Source organism: Nocardia flavorosea, assembly GCF_015477805.1.
Classification (GTDB): domain Bacteria; phylum Actinomycetota; class Actinomycetes; order Mycobacteriales; family Mycobacteriaceae; genus Nocardia; species Nocardia flavorosea_A.
This window is the reverse complement of the sequence record NZ_JADLQL010000003.1, coordinates 433,873-455,404: the sequence shown is the minus strand read 5'-3', so window position 1 is coordinate 455,404 and position 21,532 is coordinate 433,873. Positions and strand designations below refer to the sequence as shown.

Genomic DNA, 21,532 nt, shown 5'->3' with positions numbered 1-21,532 from the left:
TCACGGCCGCAGTGCGATCGTCTTCCCTCGGTTGCCCGTGGGGGCGCCGCCGACTGCCGGTGCCGTGCACCGCGCGGCCGGACCTCCGGAGCGCGCACCGGGGGCACTTCGCATGAGACGCACCGGGGCACTTCGCGTGAGATATGAGATGGTTCCAGCCCACCGCGACCGGGCGCGGTGGGCTGCGCGGCGCTTGCTAGGAAGCCGCCGGGACGTTGGCGCGTTCGGCCCCGAGGGTGGTATCCGACCCGTGGCCGGTGTGCACGACCGTTTCGTCCGGTAACGCGAAAAGGACATCGTTGATGGACCCCAGAATGGTCGGGTAGTCCGAATACGAGCGTCCGGTCGCGCCCGGACCACCCTCGAACAGCGTGTCGCCGCTGAAGACCACACCCGCTTCCGGCAGGTGCAGGCAGCACGAGCCCGGGGAATGGCCCGGTGTATGCAGGACCCGCAGTTGCGTGCCGGCGATCTCGAAAACCGCGCCGTCGGACAACTCGCGGTATTCGACCCCGGGATGGGTCTGCTGCCACAGCACATCGTCGGCGGGATGCAGATGGATCGGGGCGCCGGTGGCCGCCGACAGGGTGGGCGCCACCGTCACGTGATCGTTGTGGGCATGGGTGCAGATGACGGCGGTCACCCGGCGGCCCGCGACCGCGTCGAGGATCGGCTGGGCATCGTGCGCGGCGTCGATGATCACGACCTCGTTGTCGTCGCCGACCAGCCAGATATTGTTCGCCACATCCCAGCAACCGCCGTCCAGGCAGAACTGGCCTTCGGTGACGATCCGCTCCACGCGCGCCGTCACAGGACCACCACCGAACGCAGCACGGCCCCGCCGTGCATGGTGGTGAACGCCTCGTCGACGGCGTCCAGGCCGATCCGCTCGGTGACGAACTTCTCCAGCGGGAGTCGGCCCTGCCGGTACAGGTCGATCAGCATCGGGAAATCGCGTTCGGGCAGGCAGTCGCCGTACCATGAGGATTTCAGCGATCCGCCGCGGCTGAAGAAATCGATCAGCGGCATCTCGAGTTTCATATCGGGCGTCGGGACACCGACCAGCACCACGGTACCCGCCAGATCGCGCGCATAGAACGCCTGCTTCCAGGTTTCCGGCCGGCCGACGGCGTCGATCACCACATCCGCGCCGAAACCGCCGGTGAGGTCCTGGATCGCCGCGACCGGATCGGTAGCGGACGCATCGACGGTATGCGTGGCGCCGAGTTCGCGGGCCCAGTCGAACTTCCGGGCGTCGGTGTCCACGGCGATGATGGTGCCCGCACCCGCGAGCCGGGCCCCGGCGATCGCGGCATCACCCACACCACCGCAGCCGAGCACCGCGACCGAATCACCCCGGCCGACATTGCCGGTGTTCACTGCGGCGCCCAGGCCGGCCATCACACCGCAGCCCAACAGTCCGGCGACCGCCGGATCGGTCTCCGGATCCACTTTGGTGCACTGGCCCTCGTGGACCAGCGTCTTATCGGCGAACGCGCCGATACCGAGCGCGGGGGTGAGTTCGGTACCGTCCTCGAGCGTCATCGGCACACTCGCGTTGAAGGTGTCGAAGCAGTACCAGGGACGTCCGCGTTTACAGGCCCGGCACTGTCCGCAGACCGCACGCCAGTTCAGGATCACGAAATCGCCCGGTTCCACATGGGTTACCGCCGAACCCACGGTTTCCACGATACCGGCGGCCTCGTGGCCGAGCAGGAACGGGAATTCGTCGTTGATCCCGCCTTCGCGGTAGGTCAGATCGGTATGGCATACGCCGCAGGCCTGGACTTTCACCACCACATCGCGCGGCCCGGGGTCGGGCAGGACGATCGGGACGAGTTCGACCGGGGCGCCGGGACTGCGGGCGATAACACCTCGAACCTGCTGGGGCACTGCGTCTCCTCTCGGGCGGTCATGCGGTGATGCACGATGCCGCATACGTTATCCGTCCCAGGGCCAGGCCGCGCGGGTCCGGGGTATCCGAACGAGCACCCACCGGAGGTCGTGGTCGCCCCCGGACGTAGTGCGGCGGGGCGCCCACCGGACGCCCCGCCGCACTATCGGCAAACCCTCAGAGAACTCCCCAGGCCTGCAGAATATAGGTCACATTGGCGGCAATGTTCGTGACGAGATTCGCCAGATTCAGGACCGCGGACCCGGCTTCGATCATCTTCTACTTTCCTCCTGATCCGTCCCGACCGCAGCCCAAAATACTCACGGTGCCCGAGTCCGGCAAACCTCCGATTACCCGTCCCGAGGGACTCGACAGGCTGGGTGACGACCGAGCCAAGGGTCGGCCAACTGCCCATAACATTGATTGGACACGTGTCCCACTCAGTGCGCACAGGCGGGCAGCGCAACGGTCATCGAAGCCGAAACCACTGCCGCCGAGGCACTTGCCGGCCGCGTCGAGCCGCTCAGCCGGCGATCCGCACCTCGGGTTCGGGGCCGGGCCCGTCCGCTCGCAGCTTGAGCAGGGTCAAGCCCGCGGTGCAGGCCAGGATGAGACCGATAACACTGATCACGACATGCAGTGTGGCGATTCCGAAGACCGCCGCCCCCAGGCCCCCGGCGAAAACCAGCCAGCCGAGAACTCTACCCACCATCGCCCGGGAACCGGACGAACCGGTTACCACCGGCTCCGCGTCCGCCTTCCGCGTATCGGGCACCTCTGCCGCGCCGGGCAGATCGGTGGTGGTCTGGTCTCCCATCATCACTCCTCGATGGCGCCGATCCGGAAATCGTGTAGCGCCTACCAACTGGGTGCATCGGCACCGGGGACTCCGGTGTCCCATGCGTCACTTCCGCAACATACGCTAAGGCCATACCTCGACGATTGTTACGCAACACAAGCACGCGACACGCGGCCGATATCAATTCGATACCTGATATACCCGCCGCCAGCGGACCTTACACACGGTAACCAGCGGAATCGGCAGGGCGGGGGGTAGTTCCACCGGACGCCCTCGATTAAGGTGAGGCCACTGACTTATCACAGGAGCGTCACCGATGGACAGCAAAACGAAGGTCGCCGGCCCGCTGGCCGCCGCCGGTGCGGTATCCCTCGGGCTGGTGTTCATCGGCGCCTGCGGGATCGGCCAGGAAGACATCTACGTACCACCACCACCGATCCACTCCGGGCCCCAGGCGGTCGAAAAGGCGCGCTACGCGGATCCGACGGCCACCACCGTGGCCCAGGTCCTGATTCCGCCGTCGCCCACGTGGCGGATGGCTCCCGAACCACCACCGCGACGCACCCTGCCGCCGGAGTACCGGATCTCGGTCACCTCATCGGCATCCGCATCGACCGACCCCGGCGACGCCCCCGGCAACGACGAAACCACCCGGCGCGCCACGCTTTCGGCCACATCGGAGCCGCCGACCACACCGGGGCAGGACTCGGCCGCAGCCCCCACGCCCGGCACGGAAATCGAACCGGCACACAGCGAATCCCCGATTCCCCCAACCGCTCCCACCGGCACCACCCCGCCCGACCCGATCGTCGCGGAACCCACCACGACGATCGAGGCCCCCGGCGCCGCCGAACCCTCGTCCACCACCGAGATCCCGGGCGGCGATCCCACACCGGACACCGAACCGGCAGGCACCCCCCAGGCTCCGCCGGCACCGGACGCCGGGGAACCCACCCCCTTCTGGCTCGCACCCGAAACCACCGAGACCAGCACACCGGAATCCGGAGCTCCGGTCCCCACCATCACGATCGCGCCGGCCGTCCGCCCGAATTCCGGCGGCTGAGTCCTGCTCCGCGCGAAGCGATGCCGTCAGAGCTCGGCGTAGGCAATCGCCCGCTGGGCACCGGTCACCATGGGCCGTAGCGAATTCGTGAACCGCTCGGCGTCGACGGCCGCGATATCGACCATCGTGCCGGTATGGATCGCGTAGCGGCCGTCCCCGGCGATATCGATCCAGCACAGCACACCGAACGGGTCGGTCCGGGCGGGCCGGTGCACGGAGACCACGAGCTGGCCGATACCGTCGCGCGGCCGGTTGAGCCGCCGGCGAATCCGGGTCGCCACCGCGGGACCCGCGACCGGCACGGTGACCCGGTCCCGGCCGTCGCGCGCGACCTCCGCCCGCGGCGCGCGCAACCGCGCCCCGGTACCGGCCGAAGCGGCCGGTAACGCGGCGACAACGCGCACGGGCAGAGAGCCGGCGGCCCCGGCCAGAATCCGGATATCGGCGCCGCGATCCGGCTCGCCCCCCGGACGCTGAGTGGCCACGACGCCGATCTGTCCCGCCGACGCGCCGAGCACCCGGGTGGTCGGCGCGCCCGCACCGTCCTGTCCGAACGCCGAAACACTGACCTCCGGCGCAGCCAGAACGCGTAGGGCCGCTTCGAGATCGGCGTCGAGCGTGGTGTCGCACCAGTCGCGCAGTGCGGGCAGCTGCGCCGTCCGCTCGGCGGAATCCCGGGCCGACAACCGCACCGCCAGCGGGTAAGGAATGCGATCGCCCACTGTCTGTTCCCAAGCCAGCGCCAACTGGTCCGGGGTGAGGATCCAGTTCACTCCGAGTCGGTCCACTCGCCCAGAACCGGCGGGGTGGTGGGATCGAGGGTCCCGATCAACTGTCCACCCGGCTCTCCTTCCTCCAGGAAGGTGAGCTCGTCGTCGCCGAAATGCAGGTCGTCCTCGTCGGCGGGCTGTTCGGTACGCACCGGCGCCGCCGGCGAATTCGCGCGCACCGTATCGGCCGCCATCGCACCGCCCATCATGCCGCCGATCGCACCCGCGCCCATCCCGGTGATCGCGTCCCCGCCCGGATCACGCTGCTGTTCCTCGCGATCGCGGTCCCGTGCACTGTCCGAACCCGGCCCCGCCCCGGCGGGACGGACCGGGACGGCGAATACGGGCGCTGCCGGTGCGCCCGCCGCTGCCACGGGCGTACTGCCGCCGGATACCACCGGCGTAGCGGTGGCCGCGGAACCCGGTAGCTGCGTTCCGGCAGCGGTGGTGGCCGGCGGCTGTTCCGCCGGGGCCGGGACCGTCGGTGCGCCCGCCGGGACGCCAGGTGCACCGGTAAGTGCGGACGTTGCGGCAGCGTCCGGATCAGCTGCGGTGGCTCCGGTGGCGACCGGCGCGCTCGATGTTTCTCCCGTGGACACCGAGGCGTACGAAACGACCTTTGCCACCGGCGAACTCATTCCGGTCGCGGACGCGGCGGGGCCGTCGGGCTCGCCGGCCGGTGTCGGCGCATCGGGATCTCCCGGTCCGGAGACGGGCAGGTCGGGAAAGGCGGGGACCTGCGCTCCGGTCGGGATGAAGGCGCCAAGGTAGACACTTTCCATCACCCGTACCGCGTCCGCGCGCTCGGTCTCGGCTGCCTGCTGGGCGGCGATATTGCCGGTTGCGGCATGGGGGTCCAGGAGTGCTGCCGGCAGATCCGGCCGGACTCCGGAGGGTTCCCCGATCCCGGTGCGCAGTGTTTCCGCGGCGTCACCCGCCTGGCCCAGCCGCTGCCCCACGGTGGCCAGCACATCGGCCAGTTGCCGGCCCGCGGCCTCGAAATCGCGCACCGCCGCGCCGGCGAGCCCCGCCGCGGCACCCCGCCAGCCATCGGAGATGGCACCGCTGATCTCGGTATGCGCTTGGTTCACAGCGTCGTTCAGCCCGGTTGCGGCACCCTGCCACAGTTGGCCGCCGGTCTGCAGGGCCGACGGATCCAACAGCGATACCCCGGCGTGAATCTGCTCGTGAGTCAGATTGTCGAAAACCTCCACCGTCGGCGCGTAATCGGGATCCACTCGATTGTGGGCGCCCCGGAGGCCCGTTCGTGGTAGTTCACGCACCGGACACCCCCGACACCTGGGCCGGCGTGGCGCCGAGCGCCGCAGCGACCTCGGAATCGGCGTGCTGATAGGCCGCGGCCGCGCTCCGGAAAGTATGGGCGAGCTGCCGCGCCGCGCTCGCGTAGTCACGCAGCGCCACTATCGCGGCACCGGCTTTTCGCTCGAAACCGCCGCGCAGGGCCGCACCGGAATCGAAACCGCCGAAACCGGGCAGCGACAGCGCTCCGCCGAGGGTTTCGATCTGCGCGTCCACCTGGTCGGCCAGCTGCTCGTAGCGCAGCGCGCACCGTTCCGGCGCGCCCTCGGCGACCAGGACTCCATCGATCCACAGCTCTCCGTCGTCGACGGCCGAGCCGAGCGCGGTAATCGTATTCGGCTGCATCGCCGGACCCCCTTCCTGTTCCGCTGTCGCCCAGCGGCTCTCGTCATCGCCGCACCGGCCCCGCGACGATCTCCTGCGTCCACTGCACGATATCCGCCGTGACCCGGCCGCGCACGCGCTCGTGCAGCAGATCGTGCCCCGCATCCGGATACTCGCGCAGCTCCACCGAATCATGGCGCCGCGCCCAGTCGCGCACCGCCTCGACCGGCGCCCGCCGGTCGTCGACCCCGTGCACCGCGAGCACTCGCGGCAGTGGCGCGGCCGGCGGGAACGTATCGCCGAACGCTCGCTGCGGGGTGCCACACAGCACCACTCCGGCCAGGTCACCGATACCCGATACCGGTTCGCCGGGTCGGGATAGGCGATATCCGGGCTCGGCAGTGGCCGACGGCCGAGCGGACCCGAGCGCGGCGAGCGCCGTGATCGACCCCAGCGAATGTCCCATGAGGGTCAGTGGCAGATCCGGGACTCGGTCGCGGACCACTGCGACGAAACGTACGGCGTCGTCCACCAGTTCGGGTAACCGGACGGGCCGGTCGGGATCCCCCTCACTGAGCCCCTGCCCGGCTGTGTCCAGGGTGAACACCGAAATCTCCGCCGCGTTCAGCAGGCGCGCGAACTCGTGATAGTGCCCGCTGTGCTGCCCTGATCCGGGCAGCAACGCCAGTGCGGCGAAGGCCCCGCCGGCCTCCCGGCCCCGATAGTGCAACCGGCCGCGTGAGCCTTCGAAAAACCCCATGATCGAATTCTGGCAAAAAACCCGGCTGCCCGGGCGGCTCCCCTGCCCCGCCGCAGCACGGACGGCATCGTGACTTCCATTCCGACCGTATTCCCGGCGCATTTCGACGTGGTTCACGTCGCCCCGGCAGAGTGAGCTCCGGTCGGGCCACCGTTTCGGGCATCCGCCGCCCGGCCACGGCCGAAGCGTCCGACATCGTCGACCGGCTCGAAGTCGCACATGCCGATTCAACAGTGCTACTCGCCCGAACGACACCCGCGCGGGGCACCGACCTCTACCAGCGCGGTACGGAAACGCATCTACGCCCCGGCCCGTGGACGGGATGCGAACCGGCGAGGCGAGGAGTTACGACGAGGCCGGGGCCGGAGCGGGAGCGGGAGCGGGAGCAGCCGGCTGCGCGGGGGCCGCCGGAGCCGACTGCGGAGCTGGGGCCTGCGGGACGGGTGGGACAGCCGCGTCCGGTGCGGGGGCGGGCGGCAGATCCGGTACGGAGAACAGGCCGACGGTAGGCGTCATCACGCAGAGCGCACCCGGGTAGCTCACGGTTCCCCACATGGAGGCGAGGACCGTGCCCGGCCCGCTGTCGACGGTCCGCGACAGCGATGCGGTGCCGAACTGGGTCACATCGCTGAGCGTATCCAGCCCGCTGCGGCCGTTGTTGATATTGATCCAGGCGACGACCAGGCCCGACTCCTGCGGGATCCCGGAATGGCGTGGGGTGGCGTGGAAGGTGAGCGTGCCGGGCTTGCCGCTCAGATTGACGCTGGGGCCGTTGGCGGTGGCGGCCGCGAACGTTGTGGTGATCACGCCGTTGCTACCGCAGCCGAAGGTCGGGGCCGCGTAGGCGAAGGGGGTGTAGACGCGGATATCGGCGATATCACGGGCGGCCACGAAATCGTGATAGCTGCGCAGTGCGTCCACGCCCGGGCGAGCGGCCGGATCGTCGGCGGTCTGTTCGGTGAGGGCGGTCAGCGCGGTTTCACCGGGGGTGGGTTCGGGTGCGGCGGCGGCCGGGGTGGTGAAGGTGAGCACGGCACCGATACCGAGGGCGGCCGCTGCGGCCGCGGTTCGCGCGGCGATTCTGTTGTGCACTGCTGAACTCCCTATATCCGCTCACGGCGATGGCCGGCCGGCTCCACCGGCAATCCCCCGTCCACCGCTGCAAGTTACCAGCACCGGCGGGACACCGCCGGGTCACACTCCGCTCTCGGCCCGCGTTATCGGCGGCGTACGCCGGCTGCATGTGATGCACTCGACGCGGCAGGATAGGTCAGGGGTGTAAATTCGATGCGGGACAATCGAGACATATTTGGAGATGTGTATGAAATTAACTCTGTCTCCCGACGAGGTCGCCTTCCGCGACGAACTGCGGAAGATCTACACCACCGCGATCCCCGCCGAGATCCGGGAACGTGTGAAGTACGGTCACGAACTGTCCCGTGAGGACATAGTGACGGCCCACCGGATCCTCAACCAGCACGGCCTGGCCGTGCCGAACTGGCCGGTGGAATGGGGCGGCAAGGACTGGACCCCCATGCAACGGCATCTGTGGCAGGACGAGCTGCAGCTGGCCAGCGTGCCCGACCCGCTGACCTTCAATGCCACCATGATCGGCCCGGTCATCGCCCAGTTCGGCTCCGAAGAACTGAAAAAGCGCTTCCTGCCGGCCACCGCCAACCTCGATATCTGGTGGTGCCAGGGCTTCTCCGAACCCGACGCCGGCTCCGACCTGGCCTCGTTGCGCACCACCGCCGTCCGCGACGGCGACTCCTACATCGTCAACGGCCAGAAGATCTGGACCACGGCCGCCCAGTGGGCCGACTGGATCTTCTGCCTGGTCCGCACCGACCCCAACGCCCCGAAGAAGCAGGCCGGTATCTCCATGCTGCTCTTCGACGTGAAAACCCCCGGCGTCACCATCCGCCCCATCAAGCTCATCGACGGCGGCTACGAGGTGAACGAGGTCTTCTTCGAGAACGTGCGGGTCCCCGCCGATCAGCTGGTCGGTGCGGAGAACATGGGCTGGACCTACGCCAAATTCCTGCTCGGCAACGAGCGCACCGGTATCACCGCCGTCGGCCGGACCAAGGTGAAGATCGGGGTGGCCAAGGAATACGCCGCGGCCACGAAGTCCGGTTCTGCAACCTTGCTCGAGGATCCCCTGTTCGCGGCCCGCATCGCCGAACTGGAGAACGAACTGCTCGCCCTGGAGCTGACTCAGCTGCGCGTGGTCTCGAACTCGTCCGAGGGCAAGCCGAATCCGGCCTCCTCGGTGCTGAAGATGCGCGGTTCGGAACTGCAGCAGGCAGCCACCGAACTCCTGCTCGATATCGCCGGCCCGGATGCCCTGCCGGTCGGCGCCGGGAATATCGCCTCACCCGAATGGGCACAGCGCACCGGCCCCAGCTACCTCAACTACCGCAAGACAACCATCTACGGAGGTTCCAGCGAGGTGCAGCGCACCATCATCGCCTCCTCGATCCTCGGATTGTGAGGTCAGGTTATGGATTTCGATCTCACCGACGAACAGGTCATGCTCCGCGACACCGTGCGTGACCTGCTCAATCGCCATTACAACCCGGAATCGCGGCTGGCGGTCACCGAAACCGATCTCGGCTGGAGTCGCGAGGTCTGGGGTCAGCTCGCCGAACTGGGCGTGCTCGGGCTGAGCTTCGCCGAAAAAGACGGCGGAATGGATGCCGGCCCGGTGGAAACCATGCTGGTACTCGAGGAGTTCGGGCGCCGGCTCGCACCGGAACCGCTGCTGGACGCGGTGCTGGTGCCGGGCGGATTGATCAGCGCGGCCGGTAACGCCGATCAGCGGCAGCGGATCTTGCCCGAGGTCGCGTCCGGGTCGAAACTGCTCGCCTTCGCGCATGGCGAACCGGGCACCCGCTGGCCCGATCACGCCGTCGCGACGACCGCCACCGCCAACGGCGACGCCTACACGCTGACCGGTGTGAAAAACCCGGTACCGCACGGCGACTGCGCCGACGAACTGGTCGTCACCGCGACGCTGCCCGGCGGCGGTCTCGGACTGTTCCTGGTCGTGGCGGACGCCGACGGCGTCACCCGGACGCCGTACCGGACGGTCGACAATCTGCGGGGCGCGCAGGTGGAGTTCGCCGGCGCGCCGGCCGAACTGCTGGATTCCGGCGACACCTCCGCCACCGTGGAATCGGTGCTGGTCGCGGCCCAGGCCGGGTTGTGCGCCGAGTCGATCGGGGCGATGGAGGAATCGCTGCGGCTGACCACCGACTATCTGAAGACCCGCAAACAGTTCGGGGTGACGCTGTCGAAGTTCCAGACCCTCACCCAGCGTGCCGCGAATATGTACGTCTCGCTGGAGCTGGCTCGCAGCATGAGCTACTACCTCACCGCGGCCCTGGTCGATTCCCCCGACCCGGTGATCGCGTCCCGGGCCCGGCTGCAGGTGAGCCGCTCGGCGCGGCATGTCGGACAGGAGGCGATCCAGATGCACGGCGGTATCGGAGTCACCTCCGAATACCCGGTGAGCCACTATGTGGCCCGGCTGACCGCCATCGAGCGCACGCTCGGCAGCAGCCTGGAACATCTGCGCATCCTCAGCGACCGCGTGGGTGAGTACGCACAGCCGGAGCTGTGATCCCGCGCTCCGGCCGGACCACGCCGACCCACTCGGCGGACGTCCGGCCGGAGCAACCCCGGCCTCCGGGCGGCCCGGCGACCGCGCCCGGCAACCCGGTGGTTCCGTGCGGAAATCGATAGCCTCACCCGAGCAGTTCACTGACCTCGGAATCGGCGAGCTGATGGAAATCCCGGTAGGCCCCGCCCACCCCGGCCAGCGCCGCCGGTGCGTGCGGACACACCACCTCGTCCGCTTCCGCGCGGATCCGCGGTAACGCCTCCGGCGCCGCAACCGGCACCGCCACCACGAGGCGTCGCGGTTCCTGCGCACGCGCCACCCGGCAGGCCACGACGACGGACGCTCCTGTGGCGATACCGTCGTCGACTATCACCACGGTGCGGTCACGCAGCGGGATCGATGGTCTGTCGCCCCGCCACAGCGCGCTGCGCCGCTCCAGTTCGTCGCGTTCCTCCGCTTCGATCGCATCGAGCCGCGTGGTATCGAGTCCGGTCTGCCGGATCACATCGGAGTTGACCACCCGCACCCCCTGCTCCCCGATGGCCCCCGCCGCCAGTTCGGGCTGCCAGGGCACCCCGAGTTTGCGGACCAGCAGGATATCGAGGTCCCCGCCGATCACCTCACGGACTGCCGCCGCCACCGGCACACCCCCGCGCGGCAAGCCCAGTACCAGCGGACCCGGCGCCCGCGCATCCCCCGCACGCAGGTGGCTCAGTTCGCTTCCCAGCGCACGTCCGGCAGCTACCCGATCGGCGTAGAGCATCACCTTCGACGCTACTCGCTTCCGGCGCCACCGTGGCCGATCTCCACTGTCACCGTTCGTGGACGGCCCCGGCAGCGCTATCGGGGCAGCGGCCCGCCACGGACCGCCGAGCCCTGTCGGCCCGATCGACACCGGCGCATTTCGCTGATCGTCGACTCCCCGGCGTCGGCCGGGAATGTCGCGGCGCGGCACTTCGGGTCCGAAGGTGATCGCCGGCTCCGGCGACAGCAGCGCCGATCACCTCGACCAGCTTTGTCGCGCCCTCGAAGTCGGCCGACAGGGCGCCCGGCGGTGCGGCCGCGACCGCCGGGTCCTCGAACAGTGGGGATCACACCCGTCGGCTGTGTCTCGAACCACGCTGCGCAAAGGGTCGGCACCACAGTGCGCGGTTCGCGGTCTCGCGACTCACTACGGCGTCGCGACGGTGAATCTGCGTAGCGACAGGCTCGGGTTGGTCCGGCGCACCTTGTCCAGTAGTTCGGGCTCCAGGGGCGCCAGCGCGATCCCGGGTTCGTCGGCCAGTTCGCGCACGACCTGTCCTGCCGGGTCGACGATCATCGAATGGCCGGCGCCGCGTGGGCCGCAATGGTCGGCGGCGGCCAGGTAGACGGTGTTCTCGATGGCGCGTGCCCGGAGCAAGGTGGTCCACTGGTCGACCTTCCCGGGGCCCGGTATCCACTGGGCGGGGAGCAGTTGGACCTGCACGCCGGCGGCGGCCAGGCGCCGGAAGCCCTCGGGGAAGCGGAGGTCGAAACAGGTCTGCAGACCGAAGGTCAGGCCGGCGGCGGTGAACAAGGGTGGCTCGGTGAGCGGGCCGGGGCGGACGATCTCCGATTCCCGTTGACCGAAAGCGTCGTAGAGGTGCACTTTGCGGTACTGCGTGATCAGCGTGCCGTCGGGTCCCAGCACCACCAGGGTGTTGTGGATCCGATCGTCGCCGGGCGCGGTGGTCTCGACCATCCCGGCCACGAGGTGCACTCCGGTGTCGGCGGCGAGACGCGCGAGAGCGGTGACGAACGGGCCGTCGAGCGGCTGGGCCGCGGCGTGGACCCGCTGGTCGAGGCGACCGAGGGCGAACATGGAGTATTCGGGGGCGACCACGATGCGCGCGCCCTGATCGACGGCGGCGCGGACCAGTTCGGTGAGTGCCGCGAGGTTGGTGTCGATATCGGTATGCGGTGCGAACTGCACCACGGCCAGCGCCGGCGCGTCCGCGCGCGGCTGATCGGCGGGGTCGGCATCCATGCTGACACCGTATGGCCCGGTGGGCCGGACGACCAGGCCGTACCAGTAAACTCCTGGTCAATGAGCACCAATCAGGGCGACGGCAGCCTCGGCGGAGACCCTGGCGACGCGCAAGCCGAAAACGCCGAATCCGCCGGACCGTCTTTCGCCGATCTCGGAATCGATGACCGAATCCTCTCGGCCATCGCCGATGTCGGCTACGAATCCCCCTCCCCCATCCAGGCCGCGACCATCCCCCCGTTGCTCGAGGGAGCGGATGTGGTGGGTCTCGCGCAGACCGGTACCGGTAAGACGGCCGCGTTCGCCATCCCGATTCTGATGGGATTGCTGCAGGAACGGCCCACCGGCAAACAGCCGGCCGCGCTGGTCCTCGCCCCGACCCGGGAACTCGCGATCCAGGTCGCCGAGGCGTTCGGCCGCTACGCCACGCATATGCCGAATACGCATGTGCTGCCGATCTACGGCGGGCAGAGCTACGGCGTGCAGCTGTCCGGTCTGCGCCGCGGCGCACAGGTGGTCGTGGGTACCCCCGGCCGGGTGATCGACCACTTGGAGAAGGGCACGCTGGACCTGTCGCAGCTGCGCTACCTGGTGCTCGACGAGGCCGACGAGATGCTGAAGATGGGTTTCCAGGAGGATGTCGAACGCATCCTCGCCGATACCCCTGCGCAGAAGCAGGTGGCGTTGTTCTCCGCCACCATGCCCGCCGCGATCCGCAAGATCTCCAAGCAGTACCTGCGCGAACCGGTCGAGATCACGGTCAAGTCCAAGACCAGCACCGCCACCAATATCACCCAGCGCTGGGTGCTGGTGTCGCACCAGCGCAAACTCGACGCCCTCACTCGGATCCTCGAGGTCGAGGCCTTTGAGGCCATGATCATCTTCGTGCGCACCAAACAGGCCACCGAGGAGCTGGCCGAGAAGCTGCGCGCCCGCGGGTTCTCGGCCGCGGCGATCAACGGCGATATCGCCCAGGCGCAGCGTGAGCGCACCATCGGGCAATTGAAGGCGGGCGCCCTCGATATCCTGGTCGCCACCGATGTCGCGGCCCGCGGCCTCGACGTGGACCGTATCTCGCATGTGGTGAACTACGACATCCCACACGACACCGAGTCCTACGTGCACCGGATCGGCCGCACCGGGCGCGCCGGCCGCAGTGGCGAGGCCCTGCTGTTCGTGGCGCCCCGGGAACGTCATCTGCTGAAATCCATCGAACGCGCGACCCGGCACCCGCTCACCGAGATGCAGCTGCCCAGTGTCGACGATGTGAACGCGCAGCGGGTCGCGAAGTTCGGCGATGCCATCACCGAGAACCTCAGCTCGGACAATCTGGCGTTGTTCCGCAAGCTCATCGAGGACTACGAGCGGGAGCACAACACTCCGCTGGCCGATATCGCCGCGGCTCTGGCGGTCGCCGCGCACGACGGCGAGAGTTTCTTCCTCGAACCCGAGCCGGAGCCGGTGGAACGGCCGCGCCGGGAACGCGGGCCGCGTAACTTCGACGACAGCGGTTTCGACGACCGGCGCGGCCCGAGCCGGCATCGCGCCACCGGCGCCGAACTGGCGACGTATCGCATCAGCGTCGGTAAACGGCACCGAGTGGTACCGGGCGCGATCGTGGGTGCGATCGCCAACGAGGGTGGTCTGCGGCGCAGCGATTTCGGGCATATCAGCATCCGCCCCGATCACAGCCTCGTGGAGTTGCCGGCCCAGTTGCCGCCGGAAACGCTGGAAGCATTGCGGAGCACCCGGATCAGCGGCGTCCTGATCCAATTGCAGCTCGACCAGGGGCCGCCCGGACATCGTTCGATCGGCCGCGGGCCGCGGCGCGACGGTCCCAAACGGTACGAGCGGCGCAAACCGCGTTCGTAGAATCCACGGTCCGTCCCACCAGGTCCGGGCCGGTGATTACAGTGGGCCGCGTCCGGTGTGCGTGTCCCCGCTCGCCGGCAGTATCGCTGGGTCGCAGGAGGACCGAGGGTGTTCGTTGTCGGTGATCGGGTGGTGTGCGGCGCCACAGATCTGGAGCGCGGCGCGCGCTGTGAGTTCGCGCTGCTGCGCGCGCTCGACGCCGAACTCGGTACGGTCCCCGGTGGCGGCGGCGGAGCAGCGGCAAATACTGGTTTCGGCGAGTACGGTGTGCCGCCGGCGACTGCCCCGGGTGAGTCGCGGTTCGCGGCGCTGCGCGAAACGGTGTTGCGCCGCCACGGCGCCGGTGTGGTGGAACTTGCTCCGCCCGCCGACCCGGCCGACCCGCTGGGTGCGCTCGCCACCGCGCACAGCGCGTCGGTCGCCGCGGTACGGGGCGGCGCTCCGGCGGTACTGGGCGCGGTGTTCTTCGACGGCGGTTTCTTCACCCACGTGGACCTGGCGACGCGAACCCCGGACGGTTTGCGGCTGCACGGCGCCACGCGAGCCCGGCCGGTACCCACCGCACTGCGGCTGGGTGCTGCCGCGGAATTCCTCGAATCGCTGCCGGTGCCTGTCGATCCGCGCCTGCACATCCACGCCGGCGATACGACACACCTCGCCGAGGTAGCCGATGCGCAGGCGGTGTATCGGGCGCGTCGCCGGCGAATACAGCAGATCCTGGACGAACATTCGACCGAGCTCCTGCCGGTGCAATGGGGCGATCCGCGCTTCCGGGCGTGCGGCCGCTGCGTTGTCTGCGCTGCCGCCCGGGCCGAGGCTCGCGATCTCTTGCTGGTCGCCGGGATGGATCCGGCCACCCGGGCGGCGTTGCGCGCGGCCGGCATCACCACCATCGACCGGCTCACCACCCGGATCGCGACACCGCCGGAGGTGCCGGCGCACACCCTCGCCCGGCTGCGCACCCAGGCGGTTGTCCAGCTGCGCCAGGAACATTCCGGTCGCGGTGAACTGCTCCCGGCCGATTCGGCGGCCCTGGGTATGCTCCCGCCCGCCACACCGGGGGATCTGGCACTGCACATCCACCCGGTGGCACCGGACCGCGTGCGGGTGGTGGTGGCCGCCCGCGAATCCGTCCGGCTGTCCTGCGAACTACCGATCGAATCGCCGGTGGACGGCCTGTCCCCGCAGCACCGCAAGGCGCGCCGCGACAGCGCCCGGCGAGCCTTCTCCGATCTGCTGGCCGCGCTCACCGAGCCGCTACTGGCCGATCCCGGCCTGCACATCTTCCATTACACGACCGCCGGCAGGACCTTGTTGTTGCACACCGCCGGCCACCTGGGCGCCGGCGAGGAAACCGTTGACACGTTGCTACGGACCGGCGTTCTGGTGGATCTGTATCCGATCGTGCGCGGCGCGTTCGTCCTCGGAGCCCGCTCCTACGCGCTGGACCAGGTCACGGCAACACTCGGTCGCGCCGGCGAAACCGACGGCCGGGCCGCGCTGTGGCTCGCCGACCGGTTACGCAAGGAAGCCGGCACCGCTGCACCCCGGCCGCCCGATACCCGCAGCGGCACCCTGGACCGGCTGCTGCGGGAAACACCCGCTGTGTGTTCCTCGTCCACCGAGGCGGCGCTCACCGAGTACGCGGGCCGCACCCGAACCGCCCCCGAACGGCCCCCGGGAACCGATCCGCACCGGGTCGCGGCGCTCACGGCCGCCCTGCTCGGCTATCACCGTCGCGAACAACAGACTTCCTGGTGGGCCCATATCGACCGGCTCACCCATCCCCTGTCCGAGTGGGCGCCGGACCCCGGGGTGATGGTGGCCGATTCGTGCGCGGTGGATACGAATTGGCATATCGGCCCGGGAGATACGGTGCGCCGCTTCCTGCGCCTGCGCGGCCGGCTCACCGGTCCCGGGCTCGCACCCGGCACTCGCGTCTACGTCGTCTACGAAGCCGACCGGCACGCGTCCCTCGCGATCAGAACCGTCGACCCGGCCACCGTCCTGGGCTGTGCGGTGGAACCGGACCTCACCGATACGGTACGGCTCGAGGAAACCCTCGCACCGGGCGCCGCGGCACACGACGAGCTGCCGATCGCCCTCGCGCCGGCGCTGCCCGGTCCACCGGCTGCCGATGCACAAGCGCTGGAGGAAATCGGCGAACAGTTGCTCGTCACCCTGCCCGGGCTCCCGGGCACTCCGATATTCGACGTCCTCGCCCGCCGCCCGCCCCGGATGCGCACACCCCGTACCGGCGCGCGTGCAGACGCACCGGCACCCGCGCCGCAGACGACCACCGGCATCCCGCCTGGGCCACCCACGGGGTCCGGGACGCCCGACCCGAACACCGGGGCATCCGATTCCAGGCCACTCAGCACATCGGCGACCGCGCGCCCGGCGCACACACCCGGTACCGATTCACACACCGCACCCGCGACTGCCGCCGGTTCACCTCCCGCCACAACCGGCATCGGAACCCGTACGCCCGCCACGACAGACGCCGCTTCCCTGCACGATTGCGAACCTGCCGCCGAATCCCCCTCGTCGACGCCCTCACCGGACGAATCCGGGCGGGCCACCACGCGACCGACCGGATACCATCCGCCCACACGACATCCGGCGGACTCCGATTCACCCGTCACCGGAACACCCGCAGCCGATACCGGCGCGCCGACGGCGCACACATCCGGCTCCACCCCACCCCACGTACCCGATCCGCAGGCCCAGCCCGGCACAACCGCCCGCAGCGCGGACCGTACAACCGGTCCCCGAGCCCATCTCAGCGCACCCGAGTTCCCGGCCCGTCGGCCGAACTCGCTCGTTTCGGCCGGCCCGGAGCTACCTGCCCAGGATGAACCCGTCGCGACCACGCCCGTAGCAGGGCGGCAGGACTCCGCACGCCCCGGCGGGGGTATCCCCGGACCAGGTGCCCATGAGGTCGTGGACCCGCGAGACGCGATATCCGCGGGTCCGTCCGCTGCCCCCGATTCCGCGGCCGCGATCACCACGGCATTGCGCGCATTGGACCGCTCTTACCTGGCCGTACAGGCACCCACGGGCACCGGGCGGACCGCCGTGCTGGCCGCGGCGATCGCCGCACTGGTCACCGGGGACAACTGGCGTATCGGTATCGTCGCGCCCACCGCCGTCCCGGTGGAGAATCTGCTCGATGCGATCGTGCGCGCCGGTGTGCTCCCCGAGCTGGTCGCGAAGAGCGATGCCGTGGCGGTTGCCCCCGAATGGCTGGTACTCGACTCCGCCCGCTACTCCCGGTTCCTGTCGAACGCCATACGCGGATGCGTTCTGGGCGGTACTCCAGGCGATTTCATCGATCCCGCCCGTGTCCCCCGGGATGCCTTGGATCTGCTGGTCATCGCCGATGCGAACGCTTTCCCTCTGGCCACGGCGGCGGCGGTATCGGTGAGTGCCCGAAACCTGCTGCTGGCCGGTGATCCCACCGAACGGCACCGGCCGGGTCCCGGCCCGCATCCGGAGCCGGTGGATATCCCTGTTCTCACGTGGCTGGCCGCAGGCCGGCGGACGCTGCCCGCCACACACGGCTACTTCCTGGGCCGGACCCATCGTATGCACCCGCGGGTGAGTGATCCGGTATCGCGCCTGTTCTTCGACAACCGGTTACGTGCCGTGCCGGTGCCGCCGGATCCGGAGACGACGCTCGAACCCGGGATCGCCACGGTGCTCGTGGCGCACCACGGCAACTCGACCTCGTCGGATGCCGAGGCCCGGGAGGTCCTGCAGCAGATCCGTGAGCTGCTGGGCCGTACCTGGAACGACGGCACCGGCAGCCGGCAGCTGCAACCGCACGATATCGTCGTGGTTTCGCCGCACCGGGCACAGGTGAGCCTGATCCGGACACTGCTGTCGCGCGCACGGATCGAAGAGGTACTGGTGGGAACTCCGGAGTTGTTCCGCGGCCGGGAGGCGGCCGTGGTGCTGGTGTCACCGGCCACTTCCACTCCCGAGGATGCGCCCGGCCCGGTCGGCGCGCTGCTGTCGGCCGCTCTGGTACACGACACATTGTGCCGCGCCCGGTGCCGCGCGATTATCGTCCGTTCCCCGTTACTGACGGAATTCCTCCCGGAAACGCTCGGCGAATTATCGGCTCTCGCCGATTTCATCCGGTTGTGAGCGCCGGAAAATAGATCCGGCCGGGCCGCTGAATTCGCGGCCGGAAATCCGGATCAACCGATTTTTCCGGGCCACCGGATTCCGCGGAATCACCCGAAGCATTTTCCTTCACCGCGATAGGTCGGCACCTCGGTGCGGGTTCCGTCGCCGTCCACCAGGTACAGCCGATCGAACCGTTCGCACAGTTCACCGGCTTTGGCATGGCGGAACCACACCCGGTCCCCGATTTCCGGTGCGGCCGGTCCCGACAGCGGCGTCTGCACTTCTCCGGCCCCTTCGGTGCCCAGCAATCGCAATCCCTTGGGCCACACCGGTTCCGGTACCCGGCTCGGCCCGGCCGGGCCGGAAGCGATATAGCCACCGGCGAAAACCGTAGCGATATCAGGGGCGGGCCGGCGCAGGACCGGTAGCGCGAAATACAGTGCGGGCCGCGGCCGGAACGAACGATAATCGTCGAACAGAGTCGGTACGTAAAGACCTGAGCCGGCGGTGATCTCGGTGACCCCGGTCGCGTGCGCACTCAGCTCGACGGAACCCGTGCCGCCGCTGTTGACGATTTCCAGCTCGCCGGTCACCGCCACCACCGCCGCCAGCACGGCGGCCCGGCGGCGTTCGATCTCCCGGGCGGATACCTTCTTCATCAGCCGCACCGCGAGTGAGGAGTCCGGCAGTCCGGCGATCTGCGCCTCGTAGGTCATCAGCCCGACCACTCGGAATCCGCCGTCGCAGGCTCGCGCGGCGAGGGCAGCGGCCTGCTCGGGTGTGCGCACCGGTGAACGGCGCACCCCCAGGTGCAGCGGGCCGATCCGCAGCGAAGCGTCGACATCCAGGCAGATGCGCGGTGCCACGCGGTTGCTTCCCATCGCGGCGCGGATCAGGTCGAGCTGGGCGGTGTCGTCGACCATCAGGGTGATTGCCGCCAGCGCGCGTTCGTCACCGGCGAGTTCGGCGAGCGCGGCGCGATCGGCAGTGGGGTAGCCGAGCAGAACATCGCGGGCACCGCAGCGGACCAGCCACAGCGCTTCGGCCAGCGAGTACGACATGATCCCGGCGAAACCGCCGGCCGCGGTCAGTTCCGGGCCCAGTACCTCCGCGAGAACAGCTCGGCAGCGCACCGATTTGCCGGCCACCCGCAGCGGGCGGCCGCCGGCCCGGCGGACCAGGTCGGCGGCGTTTGCGCGCAATACGGTCAGGTCCACGGCGGCCAGCGGCGGATCGAGGTCCGCGGTGGCCGCGTGCAGGTGGGCAATCGGCGAGGTCGTGCTCACCCCGCCTACTCAACCACCGGACTGGTCATACGTCCAGCTTTTCGAGATCAGGCATCGACAGCGCGGGTGACCAGATTCGACACCAGGTCGTCGAACGCCACCAGAATCGCCTCGTCATCGCAATCGGCCAGCCAGCGCAGTACCGAGCCTTGAACCACGGTGATCACGTACCCGGCCACCGAATCCACCGGTTCGATCCACCGGGCGCCGGAGCGCTGCGCACACAGTTCGAGCCATTCCACGACGTGCTGCTGCTGCACCCGCTGCCGCTCCGATATCACCGGGTCGGGGACGTAGTCGGCGCGCGAATCCCAGTGCCGGCACAGCGTCTGCACCGTCTTCTCGTACGCGTGGAGCTGCTGAACCGGCCGGGACTTCACCAGCGGCCAGTACGCGCTGAAACCGGCATGCAGTAACACCCGTAACGCCCGTAACCCGGTGATATCCAGCACCGCGTCGGCGTTTTCGACCGCTTCACGCACGGCCGATCGCATCCGACCCTCCGCTATTTCTCCACGTACGCCCAACGCAAGCTCCCTCGCAAACACATCGCACACTTCGGCACCGAAACCCGGCGCCGAAGAGGCCGGTCGGATCGGCGGGCACAAGGTCGGGAAGTTATCGCCCAACCAATCCGTCAACTCGATATTAGAAACGTTTTCGGGGTTTGAGAACAGCTACACGGGGAAACCCATACCCGAAGCCTGTTTTGTGACCCCACCGCAACCGCGGCTTTTCACAACCGGTACCCGGGGCGCCCGGGCACCGCCATCGGCCCGCCGCCCTCCGGGCACAGGCCACCGGCCAGTCTACGACGAAGCATCGGAGTTCCCCGATCGCTGTGCTTGATCACACACTGCTCCCCTCTCCGTGCGGCCGGTTAGCCTGATTCGGTGACCAGCTCTCCTCTCGCCGACCATCTACGGATCAGCGGCACCTTCAATTTCCGGGACCTCGGCGGCTTGCCCGTCGACGGCGGCGGGACCATCCGGCCGGGCGTCCTGCTCCGGTCGGCCCAGCTCAGCCGCCTCGACGACACCGGCCATACAACCCTGCGGGAACTCGGCGTCGGCGCAGTCCACGATCTGCGCGGATACCGGGAGATCGAGCGCGTCGGCGCCGATCACCTCCCGCCGGAGATCCAGCTACGGATCACCCCGTTCCATGCGGAAACGGCCACCGCCCCGCCACACGAGGCGGCAGCCGGCCGCGAGGACGCACCCGGCGCGGCATTGGCCTACATGATGGACGTGTACCGGGGGTTTCCGGCCGGCCCGGAGGCGCATGCCGCCATCATGGCCCTCGCCGAAGCGATCGTCGCCGATCGCGGTGCCGTACTCGTGCACTGCGCGGCCGGTAAGGATCGCACCGGATGGTCCGTGGCCACTCTGCTGCGGGCGGTGGGCGTTGCGGACAGCGATATCCTCACCGATTACCTGCTCAGCAACCACGCCGTCGCGGAACTGCGGTCCTCGCTGAAGGACGAGTTCGGCGCCGACCTGCCCCAGGCGGTGCTCGAGGTACGCGAGGAATACCTGCGCGCCGGCCTGGAGGCCAGTACGGAATTGCACGGAGATTTCGACTCCTACCTGCGGGCGGTGGGATTCACCACGGACCTGCGCGATCGGCTACGCGACCGGCTGGTCGCCTGAGCCTGGTCGGGCCGGATATCCGGAT

The 21,532-nt window shown here is 69.2% G+C and carries 18 protein-coding genes; 6 read left to right on the top strand and 12 right to left on the bottom strand.

Features of this window, described 5'->3' with window-relative positions; translation table 11 throughout:
* Positions 1-196: 196 nt before the first annotated feature.
* The 3 genes from IU448_RS17425 to IU448_RS29000 all read right to left on the bottom strand — a co-directional run bounded on the left by IU448_RS17425 (position 197) and on the right by IU448_RS29000 (position 2,714).
* Positions 197-811: an MBL fold metallo-hydrolase gene (locus IU448_RS17425; protein WP_195056676.1), complete on the bottom strand. Its 615-nt coding sequence runs from the start codon at positions 809-811 to the stop codon at positions 197-199.
* A complete protein-coding gene (locus IU448_RS17420) occupies positions 808-1,893 on the bottom strand; it encodes an S-(hydroxymethyl)mycothiol dehydrogenase (protein WP_195056675.1) in 1,086 nt (361 codons plus the stop codon). Before IU448_RS17420 ends, IU448_RS17425 begins: the two co-directional genes overlap by 4 nt.
* A 524-nt stretch (positions 1,894-2,417) precedes the next feature.
* Positions 2,418-2,714 carry a hypothetical protein gene (locus IU448_RS29000; protein WP_228813308.1) on the bottom strand — a complete coding sequence of 99 codons (297 nt, stop codon included), beginning with the start codon at positions 2,712-2,714 and terminating at the stop codon, positions 2,418-2,420.
* A gap of 295 nt (positions 2,715-3,009) precedes the next feature.
* Here IU448_RS29000 and IU448_RS17410 point away from each other — a divergent pair, with 295 nt between their 5' ends.
* A complete protein-coding gene (locus IU448_RS17410) occupies positions 3,010-3,756 on the top strand; it encodes a hypothetical protein (RefSeq protein WP_195056674.1) in 747 nt (248 codons plus the stop codon).
* A gap of 26 nt (positions 3,757-3,782) precedes the next feature.
* On the opposite strand, the gene IU448_RS17405 is transcribed toward IU448_RS17410, so the two are convergent.
* The 5 genes from IU448_RS17405 to IU448_RS17385 all read right to left on the bottom strand — a co-directional run bounded on the left by IU448_RS17405 (position 3,783) and on the right by IU448_RS17385 (position 8,022).
* Positions 3,783-4,544 carry an ESX secretion-associated protein EspG gene (locus IU448_RS17405; protein ID WP_280457653.1) on the bottom strand — a complete coding sequence of 254 codons (762 nt, stop codon included), beginning with the start codon at positions 4,542-4,544 and terminating at the stop codon, positions 3,783-3,785.
* Positions 4,526-5,764 (bottom strand): WXG100 family type VII secretion target, encoded by a 1,239-nt coding sequence (locus IU448_RS17400; protein ID WP_195056673.1) that lies wholly within the window; start codon positions 5,762-5,764, stop codon positions 4,526-4,528. The genes IU448_RS17405 and IU448_RS17400 overlap by 19 nt, the downstream gene beginning before the upstream one ends.
* Before the next feature lie 37 nt (positions 5,765-5,801).
* Positions 5,802-6,191, bottom strand: coding sequence for a hypothetical protein (locus tag IU448_RS17395; protein ID WP_195056672.1), 390 nt, complete (start codon positions 6,189-6,191; stop codon positions 5,802-5,804).
* 43 nt (positions 6,192-6,234) lie between these two features.
* Entirely contained in the window at positions 6,235-6,930 is a 696-nt protein-coding gene (locus IU448_RS17390) for an alpha/beta hydrolase (RefSeq protein WP_195056671.1), read from the bottom strand.
* A gap of 345 nt (positions 6,931-7,275) precedes the next feature.
* Positions 7,276-8,022, bottom strand: a complete 747-nt coding sequence (locus tag IU448_RS17385) for a hypothetical protein (protein ID WP_195056670.1) — start codon at positions 8,020-8,022, stop codon at positions 7,276-7,278.
* 229 nt (positions 8,023-8,251) lie between these two features.
* Between IU448_RS17385 and IU448_RS17380 the strand changes: the two genes are divergently transcribed.
* Both IU448_RS17380 and IU448_RS17375 read left to right on the top strand, forming a co-directional pair.
* A complete protein-coding gene (locus IU448_RS17380; RefSeq protein WP_195056669.1) occupies positions 8,252-9,424 on the top strand; it encodes an acyl-CoA dehydrogenase family protein in 1,173 nt (390 codons plus the stop codon).
* 9 nt (positions 9,425-9,433) lie between these two features.
* On the top strand, positions 9,434-10,555 hold the full coding sequence (locus IU448_RS17375; RefSeq protein ID WP_195056668.1) for an acyl-CoA dehydrogenase family protein: 1,122 nt from the start codon (positions 9,434-9,436) through the stop codon (positions 10,553-10,555).
* A gap of 124 nt (positions 10,556-10,679) precedes the next feature.
* Here the strand turns inward: IU448_RS17375 and IU448_RS17370 are convergent, their stop codons facing one another.
* Both IU448_RS17370 and IU448_RS17365 read right to left on the bottom strand, forming a co-directional pair.
* Positions 10,680-11,318 carry a phosphoribosyltransferase gene (locus IU448_RS17370; protein WP_195056667.1) on the bottom strand — a complete coding sequence of 213 codons (639 nt, stop codon included), beginning with the start codon at positions 11,316-11,318 and terminating at the stop codon, positions 10,680-10,682.
* Between the two features lie 408 nt (positions 11,319-11,726).
* A complete protein-coding gene (locus IU448_RS17365; RefSeq protein ID WP_195056666.1) occupies positions 11,727-12,563 on the bottom strand; it encodes a carbon-nitrogen hydrolase family protein in 837 nt (278 codons plus the stop codon).
* A 60-nt stretch (positions 12,564-12,623) separates the two neighbouring features.
* Here IU448_RS17365 and IU448_RS17360 point away from each other — a divergent pair, with 60 nt between their 5' ends.
* On the top strand, positions 12,624-14,435 hold the full coding sequence (locus tag IU448_RS17360; protein WP_228813306.1) for a DEAD/DEAH box helicase: 1,812 nt from the start codon (positions 12,624-12,626) through the stop codon (positions 14,433-14,435).
* Between the two features lie 108 nt (positions 14,436-14,543).
* Positions 14,544-18,587, top strand: a complete 4,044-nt coding sequence (locus tag IU448_RS17355) for an AAA domain-containing protein (RefSeq protein ID WP_324188625.1) — start codon at positions 14,544-14,546, stop codon at positions 18,585-18,587.
* A gap of 89 nt (positions 18,588-18,676) precedes the next feature.
* Here the strand turns inward: IU448_RS17355 and IU448_RS17350 are convergent, their stop codons facing one another.
* Positions 18,677-19,855: an amino acid deaminase/aldolase gene (locus tag IU448_RS17350; RefSeq protein WP_195056665.1), complete on the bottom strand. Its 1,179-nt coding sequence runs from the start codon at positions 19,853-19,855 to the stop codon at positions 18,677-18,679.
* Between the two features lie 47 nt (positions 19,856-19,902).
* Positions 19,903-20,349: a TetR family transcriptional regulator gene (locus tag IU448_RS17345; protein WP_195056664.1), complete on the bottom strand. Its 447-nt coding sequence runs from the start codon at positions 20,347-20,349 to the stop codon at positions 19,903-19,905.
* A gap of 399 nt (positions 20,350-20,748) precedes the next feature.
* On the opposite strand from IU448_RS17345, the gene IU448_RS17340 reads away from it, so the two are divergent.
* Positions 20,749-21,507 carry a tyrosine-protein phosphatase gene (locus IU448_RS17340; RefSeq protein ID WP_195056663.1) on the top strand — a complete coding sequence of 253 codons (759 nt, stop codon included), beginning with the start codon at positions 20,749-20,751 and terminating at the stop codon, positions 21,505-21,507.
* The last annotated feature ends 25 nt before the right edge of the window (positions 21,508-21,532 follow it).

Coding starts and splice junctions, on each gene's coding strand:
- IU448_RS17375 (WP_195056668.1), top strand. CDS start 9,434: ATGGATTTCGATCTCACCGACGAACAGGTCATGCTCCGCGACACCGTG.
- IU448_RS29000 (WP_228813308.1), bottom strand. CDS start 2,714: ATGATGGGAGACCAGACCACCACCGATCTGCCCGGCGCGGCAGAGGTG.
- IU448_RS17345 (WP_195056664.1), bottom strand. CDS start 20,349: ATGCGATCGGCCGTGCGTGAAGCGGTCGAAAACGCCGACGCGGTGCTG.
- IU448_RS17360 (WP_228813306.1), top strand. CDS start 12,624: ATGAGCACCAATCAGGGCGACGGCAGCCTCGGCGGAGACCCTGGCGAC.
- IU448_RS17390 (WP_195056671.1), bottom strand. CDS start 6,930: ATGGGGTTTTTCGAAGGCTCACGCGGCCGGTTGCACTATCGGGGCCGG.
- IU448_RS17410 (WP_195056674.1), top strand. CDS start 3,010: ATGGACAGCAAAACGAAGGTCGCCGGCCCGCTGGCCGCCGCCGGTGCG.
- IU448_RS17380 (WP_195056669.1), top strand. CDS start 8,252: ATGAAATTAACTCTGTCTCCCGACGAGGTCGCCTTCCGCGACGAACTG.
- IU448_RS17365 (WP_195056666.1), bottom strand. CDS start 12,563: ATGGATGCCGACCCCGCCGATCAGCCGCGCGCGGACGCGCCGGCGCTG.
- IU448_RS17370 (WP_195056667.1), bottom strand. CDS start 11,318: ATGCTCTACGCCGATCGGGTAGCTGCCGGACGTGCGCTGGGAAGCGAA.
- IU448_RS17395 (WP_195056672.1), bottom strand. CDS start 6,191: ATGCAGCCGAATACGATTACCGCGCTCGGCTCGGCCGTCGACGACGGA.